This window comes from Vibrio sp. Vb1166, assembly GCF_033338695.1.
GTDB classification, from domain to species: domain Bacteria; phylum Pseudomonadota; class Gammaproteobacteria; order Enterobacterales; family Vibrionaceae; genus Vibrio; species Vibrio alginolyticus.
This window is the reverse complement of sequence record NZ_JAWOTE010000061.1, coordinates 1-6,369: the sequence shown is the minus strand read 5'-3', so window position 1 is coordinate 6,369 and position 6,369 is coordinate 1. Positions and strand designations below refer to the sequence as shown.

The 6,369-nt window shown below is 42.7% G+C and carries 5 protein-coding genes and 4 tRNA genes; 6 read left to right on the top strand and 3 right to left on the bottom strand.

From position 1 onward, the window contains the following. Positions 1-706 precede the first annotated feature (706 nt). Both pssA and R7E51_RS23990 read right to left on the bottom strand, forming a co-directional pair. Positions 707-2,047, bottom strand: a complete 1,341-nt coding sequence (gene pssA, locus R7E51_RS23995) for a CDP-diacylglycerol--serine O-phosphatidyltransferase (protein ID WP_033907507.1) — start codon at positions 2,045-2,047, stop codon at positions 707-709. A gap of 71 nt (positions 2,048-2,118) precedes the next feature. Further along, positions 2,119-2,550, bottom strand: a complete 432-nt coding sequence (locus R7E51_RS23990; RefSeq protein WP_031781233.1) for a GNAT family N-acetyltransferase — start codon at positions 2,548-2,550, stop codon at positions 2,119-2,121. Positions 2,551-2,651: 101 nt separating this feature from the next. On the opposite strand from R7E51_RS23990, the gene murB reads away from it, so the two are divergent. Together murB and birA are read left to right on the top strand one after the other, a co-directional pair. Then, complete coding sequence (gene murB, locus R7E51_RS23985) at positions 2,652-3,695, top strand: UDP-N-acetylmuramate dehydrogenase (protein ID WP_206958564.1); 1,044 nt, start codon at positions 2,652-2,654, stop codon at positions 3,693-3,695. Beyond that, complete coding sequence (gene birA, locus R7E51_RS23980) at positions 3,692-4,657, top strand: bifunctional biotin--[acetyl-CoA-carboxylase] ligase/biotin operon repressor BirA (RefSeq protein WP_033907505.1); 966 nt, start codon at positions 3,692-3,694, stop codon at positions 4,655-4,657. Before murB ends, birA begins: the two co-directional genes overlap by 4 nt. Positions 4,658-4,664: 7 nt before the next feature. On the opposite strand, the gene coaA is transcribed toward birA, so the two are convergent. After that, positions 4,665-5,588 (bottom strand): type I pantothenate kinase, encoded by a 924-nt coding sequence (gene coaA, locus R7E51_RS23975; protein WP_005388683.1) that lies wholly within the window; start codon positions 5,586-5,588, stop codon positions 4,665-4,667. Positions 5,589-5,793: 205 nt separating this feature from the next. Between coaA and R7E51_RS23970 the strand changes: the two genes are divergently transcribed. The 4 genes from R7E51_RS23970 to R7E51_RS23955 all read left to right on the top strand — a co-directional run bounded on the left by R7E51_RS23970 (position 5,794) and on the right by R7E51_RS23955 (position 6,189). Beyond that, positions 5,794-5,869 (top strand) — tRNA-Thr (locus R7E51_RS23970). 36 nt (positions 5,870-5,905) lie between these two features. Continuing rightward, positions 5,906-5,990 (top strand) — tRNA-Tyr (locus R7E51_RS23965). 35 nt (positions 5,991-6,025) lie between these two features. Then, positions 6,026-6,100: transfer RNA gene (locus R7E51_RS23960), tRNA-Gly, on the top strand. Positions 6,101-6,113: 13 nt separating this feature from the next. Continuing rightward, a tRNA-Thr gene (locus tag R7E51_RS23955) sits at positions 6,114-6,189 on the top strand. The last annotated feature ends 180 nt before the right edge of the window (positions 6,190-6,369 follow it).

The following is a 6,369-nucleotide window of genomic DNA, read 5'->3' as shown; positions in this document are numbered from 1 at the left end:
GGGGTCGCGGGTTCGAGTCCCGTCCACTCCGCCACTTATATTAAGCCTCAGTCGAAAGACTGAGGCTTTTTTCGTTTCTACTGCGGCGTTTCCCTGAAGTGTGTTTACACCTAACTAGACTACTCCCCATAATCCCTACTAAGCGAACTCTGCGTGATTACACACTAGGCTTTAATTAATATAGGCCGTTGATGCTGTGGAAAGACAATATGACCTACAAACAAACCTAAGTAATCTATGGTATTCAAAGGCGTTCAACGGCTTGAATCTTGATGAGAAAGAAAAAACGAACTGTGCGCATAATCCAGAAAAGCGTCATATATACCCCCAATCTCTCCTGGCTCAAAAATCAAACGACTTGAAAAGAATTGGAAGGTGAAAGATTGAAGGAGCTCTTCATTAGCGAGGTGATGATTTTCGACGCTGAACATTTGATGAGTCTCAGAAAAAATATATCGCCAAGGGGTAAGAAGCGCCAGAACAGAGAGGGGGAGCTTAGCTCGAGGCTGTAAGCTATGCGGAATAACTCACAAACGTCAAAGCTCAAACCCATTAAGAGAGTCGCTCTAGATCTAAGTGGTTATGTGCTCACTAGCGGTACTAGAAAATAGTTAAGTATTCCAAATGGATTATATGAAAAAGCCAACTGCTAAAGCGGTTGGCTTAGTATAAAAATCTCGACGTACTTTAGAGCGAGAAATGATGTCTAAAGAATACGCTTTAAAACACCATCTGCCTTTAGGCGGGTAATTTTTCTGACCAGTCGCTGTACCCCTATAGGATAGTCTTCTACTTTCTCTAATTGCTTATAAGTACAGATAAGGTGAGTATGCTCAAGAATACGCGAAACTTCGTCTTCAAACTTCTCAGTGAGCTTCGCATAATTGTCTTGTATGAGTAGTCCATTTTCTAGGTCGAGTGACCAAGCACGTGGATTTAAGTTATTCCCAGTAAGTAGCATATAGCGTTTATCAACCCAAATACCCTTAAGGTGGAAGCTGTTATTGTCATGCTTCCATAGGTGAATTGACAATTTACGTGCGGCGATATTCGCTTCATTGGTTTTCGCAAAGCGACGTAAATTCACTTCGTAAAGATATGGAAGTCCGCCAATGGTTTTAAAGTCTTCCTCAGGTGCAATGTAAAAGTCGTTGGCGGTTTTATCACCCACAACAATAGTTACTTTCACACCACGCTTCATGGCTCGTTTCACTTCACGATGAAGTGCTTTAGGGAAGTTAAAGTAAGGCGTACAAATGAAAATTTCGTCTTGGGCTGCTGCCAATAACTTTACAATCTGTTGATTGAGTAGATTACGGCGTTTGCCTAGCCCAACTAACGGAGTGACTTTTACGCTTTCTTCTGTTGCAGCTTGGTCTTCAAACTTATAATTGGCTTGAGCAAGAGAAGCCCTCAGTTGGCGAATCGCCGACTTAATTTCTTTGGTTTCTGGCTTATCTTTTCCTGCAAGATCATTAACGGCAGGGTGAGCAATCATTTCTTCCTGAATGAATTGCACCATTGAATTCGCTAAAGATTCATGTCGAATCACATGGTAACGATCAAATCGATAACGTTCATGATAATGGAGATAAACGTTATTTAAGCTCGCCCCACTGTAGATAACAGTATCATCGACAATGAAGCCTTTTAAATGCAGTACCCCAAAAACTTCTCTGCCACGCACTGGTATGCCATAGACAGGGATTGGGTGTTGGTATTTGCTGGCATATGCTTTGTAAAGCGCTGAATTACCCTCAGATGTCTCCGCACCAATCAGGCCACGCTGCGCTCGATGCCAGTCGACACAGATATTGATGTCCAACCCAGGATTGCGCTGTTTCGCTTCATAAAGCGCAGTGAGAATTTCACGTCCAGCTTCATCATCTTCCAGATATAGAGCGACTAGGTAAATTCGCGACGTTGCTTTGCTGATAGCATCTAAAAGACGGGTTCTGAATGATTCTGCTGAATACAGAACATCAAAGTCTTCCGGATTGACAGCGAGACTTGGCAACTGTTCGAATGGATTCCTACTTACTATCATATCGGTATGAGTACCTTAGTTTAGTGCAATATTGCGAACCTGCCATTTTATCAAAGATATGATTTACCTGGCTACAAAAGCACGCGTTTTGATGTCGTTGAAGAGATGAATTGCATTGGAATGAGATCTTTACCGCTATCTACATAACGTTGAAATGCCATTTTTAGCGGGTGTGGTAGCTCAGAGCAATCAATTGTTGTGAATCCATGCTTGGAATAATAGGATTCTAGATGTGTAAACGCGAAGCAATAATCGCCATCAGTGAAAACATTGTTTTTACAATGAGTTAGTAGTTCTTTTCCAATCCCTGTTCCCCTAACTTTCGGAATGACCAACATTCCTGTCAATAGACGAACTTTATCTACACTTTTTAAACGTAGTAACGCAATGATTTCACCTTTATGGCTTGCTGTAATGATCAATTCATCTTTTTTGGCTCGACCCGCAGGGTAATACGCTTTGTATAGTTTCTTAATGAGGGGGAGCTTGATGGGATTTAACACTTCTATGATTAATGAGTCTGGTATTGTCACTGCGGTTAAAAGATAACTAATGTAGAATGTCGACAGTTTAAGAGAATCTTATCTGGTGTTGCAAACCTACTATGCAAATTAAAACAAATGCGAGCCTAAAGGCTTACCATACTTTTGGAATTGAACAATCGTGTTCCTATTTAGCTATCGTTGAGTCGCTTGAAGATGTTATTGAGCTATTTCAAAACCCAAGATTCACCCATTTACCGAAACTTTTTTTAGGTAAAGGAAGTAATGTTCTTTTTACAGAACATTTTGAGGGATTAGTGATTGTTAATCGAGTCATGGGTAAAGAAGTCACGGAAACGGATGAGCACTACCTATTACATATTGCCGGTGGTGAAGATTGGCCTGAATTGGTTTCCTGGTGTGTGAATCAGGGGATCGGTGGGATCGAGAACTTAGCTTTGATTCCAGGTTGTGCTGGCTCGGCTCCTATTCAGAACATTGGTGCGTATGGCCTAGAGCTAAAAGACATCTGTGATTATGTAGATGTTCTTGATCTAACTACGTTTGAAAACAAAAGAATGCACGCCCAAGACTGTGAGTTTGCCTATAGGGATTCCATATTTAAACATGCGTTGCACGGAAAGTGCTTTATCACCGCATTAGGGCTTAAGTTGGCGAAGCAATGGCAGCCGATTAACCAGTACGGTCCTTTACAAAGTATCCCAGAAGAACAACTCAGCCCTGCTTCTATCTTCGAACGAGTATGCCAAGTGCGAAAGGCAAAACTGCCAGATCCAACCAAGATAGGTAACGCAGGTAGTTTCTTTAAAAACCCAGTGATCACGCAAGATCACTATGATCGACTCACAAAAAAATACCCTAACGTAGTGGCCTACCCAGCTTCTGGAGGAATGAAAATTGCTGCTGGTTGGCTTATCGATCAGTGTGGATTAAAAGGGAAGTCTGTACACGGTGCGCAGGTCAACCCTATGCAAGCTTTGGTTTTGACCAACATGGATAATTGTAGTGCTGATGACATTGTCGCGCTTGCTTCTTTAGTGAAGCAGACGGTATGGGATAAATACCAAATCATACTTGAGCATGAAGTACGCTTTCTCAATCGTACCGGGGAGACGAATTTGACTCAGATCGAGGCATCTAGATGAGAAAAGATCACTCTACGAAACTTCATATTTTAAGGTTATTAAGTGATGGAGAGTTTCATTCAGGAGAAGCGTTGGGCGACGATCTTAATGTTTCCAGAGCGGCAATCGCTAAGCACATTAAAGGTCTTAGTGAATGGGGTATTGATATTTATCGAGTGCAAGGGCGTGGTTACCAATTAGCTTCACCATTGCAGTTGTTAGACGAGACACTCCTGACCACTAGCTCGGAGTCACTTGTTGAACTTGTCCCTGTGATTGACTCAACGAACCAGTATTTGCTCGACAGAGTCGTGGATTCGGAAAAGGGCCGTGTTTGTATTGCTGAATATCAAGCACAAGGGCGTGGTCGCCGCGGTAGACAATGGGTCTCACCGTTTGGCTCTAACTTATATCTCTCTATGTATTGGCGACTGGATGCGGGAATGGCTGCGGCAATGGGCTTGAGCTTGGTGATTGGGATTGCCGCAGTGGAAGCTCTGGAAGAAGTAGGCATGCAAGGTGTTAAACTCAAGTGGCCGAATGACTTGTATTATCAAGATAAAAAACTGGCCGGAATCTTGGTTGAAATGTCGGGTCAGGCCGGTGGGGCTGCTCATCTAGTGATTGGGATGGGCCTGAATATTGGAATGCCTGACGACCAGCCTGAGATTGACCAGCCATGGACCACGTTGAACCAAGTAAATCAGAGTCTCAAGATCGATAGAAATGTTCTAGCAATGACACTTATCAAGCATTGGAATTCCGCACTTGTCGAATATGAAATGAAAGGACTTACTGGCTTTATCGAACGTTGGAATCGGTTAGACAATTTCCTTAATCGTCAGGTCAAACTGCTTATTGGTCCTAGAGAGGTATATGGCGTCGTTCGAGGCATCGATCATCAAGGTGGAATATTAATTGAAACCTCCCAAGGACTAGAGACTTATATTGGTGGTGAAATCTCGTTGCGTAAAAGTGACTAATCTTCGATTACTTTCGCAACGAGACTTTATCAACCAAGTGGTTAACGCCTTTGTGTAGAATCAAGTGGGCTCTCTCACGAGTTGGAAGAATATTCAATTCTAAATTGAGCCCATTAATATCATGCCAAATTTGCTTCGCTTTTTTCTTTGCGTCATCGACAGAGAGTTGTGTGTAGTGGCTAAAATAAGAGCCAGGTTTCGTAAAGGCCCCTTGGCGAAACTTTAAAAAGCGTTCTACATACCAATGTTCAATGGTCTCTGTTTCTGCGTCGACATAAATTGAAAAATCTAAAAAGTCAGAGACGAAGACACGATGCGGGTCATGTGGATAGTCCATTCCACTTTGCAGAACGTTTAAACCTTCAATAATAAGAACATCCGGTCTATCCACTTTTCTTAGTTCATCAGTAATGTCATACGTGATGTGAGAGTAGATGGGTACTTCAAGATCGGGCTTTCCTGCCTTTACGTCAGACATGAACTCGACTAAACGCTTGATATCATAGGATTCAGGGAAGCCTTTACGATGCATGATACCGCGTTCTTCTAGTACTTTTTTCGGATATAGGAAGCCATCTGTTGTAACCAAGGAGACTTTGGGATGATTCTCCCAACGAGAAAGCAATGCCGTTAGAATACGAGCAGTCGTACTTTTGCCTACAGCAACACTGCCAGCGATACCAATTACGAAAGGGGGAGCATGTTCCTCTGTATTTAAGAATTGTTGTAATACGGAATTGCGGCTTTGACGAGCTTGGACATACAGATTCAAAAGACGAGACAAAGGAAGGTAGATCTCTACCGCTTCCTCCATGGTTAGGTTTTCATTAATGCCCTGAAGCGCAGTCAAGTCGTCTTCAGAAAGTGTCATCGGTACAGAGTTTCTTAACTCGGCCCAATTTGCACGGTCAAATGACAAAAATGGACTCATGGGTCTCTTTTATCCTTGGTTTAATAGAAGCAAGAACATACATCAAGCGAACTTCAAAGCAAACGACAAAGGTCGAAGTTTGCTTTAAAAAAGCTAAGTTTGTACGAATTTGCAGCAAACGAATCTAAAAAATCGAAATTTATGATTTTTTTTCAAATTACTATTGCAACCTAGAAAATCATTCAATAGAATGCGCACCACTTATGCCGACTTAGCTCAGTAGGTAGAGCAACTGACTTGTAATCAGTAGGTCACCAGTTCGATTCCGGTAGTCGGCACCATTCTTTCCTTTAGTAGTCTGAATGGCTTGAAAATTTGGAGGGGTTCCCGAGTGGCCAAAGGGAGCAGACTGTAAATCTGCCGGCACTGCCTTCGATGGTTCGAATCCGTCCCCCTCCACCATATTCTTTAGGAAATAGCTCTCAGAGTTACGTGTTGCGGGCATCGTATAATGGCTATTACCTCAGCCTTCCAAGCTGATGATGCGGGTTCGATTCCCGCTGCCCGCTCCACTCTAATTTGAGTGCTGATATAGCTCAGGTGGTAGAGCGCATCCTTGGTAAGGATGAGGTCGGCAGTTCGAGTCTGCCTATCAGCACCAGCTCTCAAGTTTATTTCCTTTTGATATTAGATTTACCAATTATCTTTTTTTGGTTGCGTGGTCAATTTGGGCCACCTAAATCCGTACCTAGAGGGACCACTCATGTCTAAAGAAAAATTTGAACGTACGAAACCGCACGTTAACGTTGGTACTATCGGCCACGTTGACCACGGTAAAACA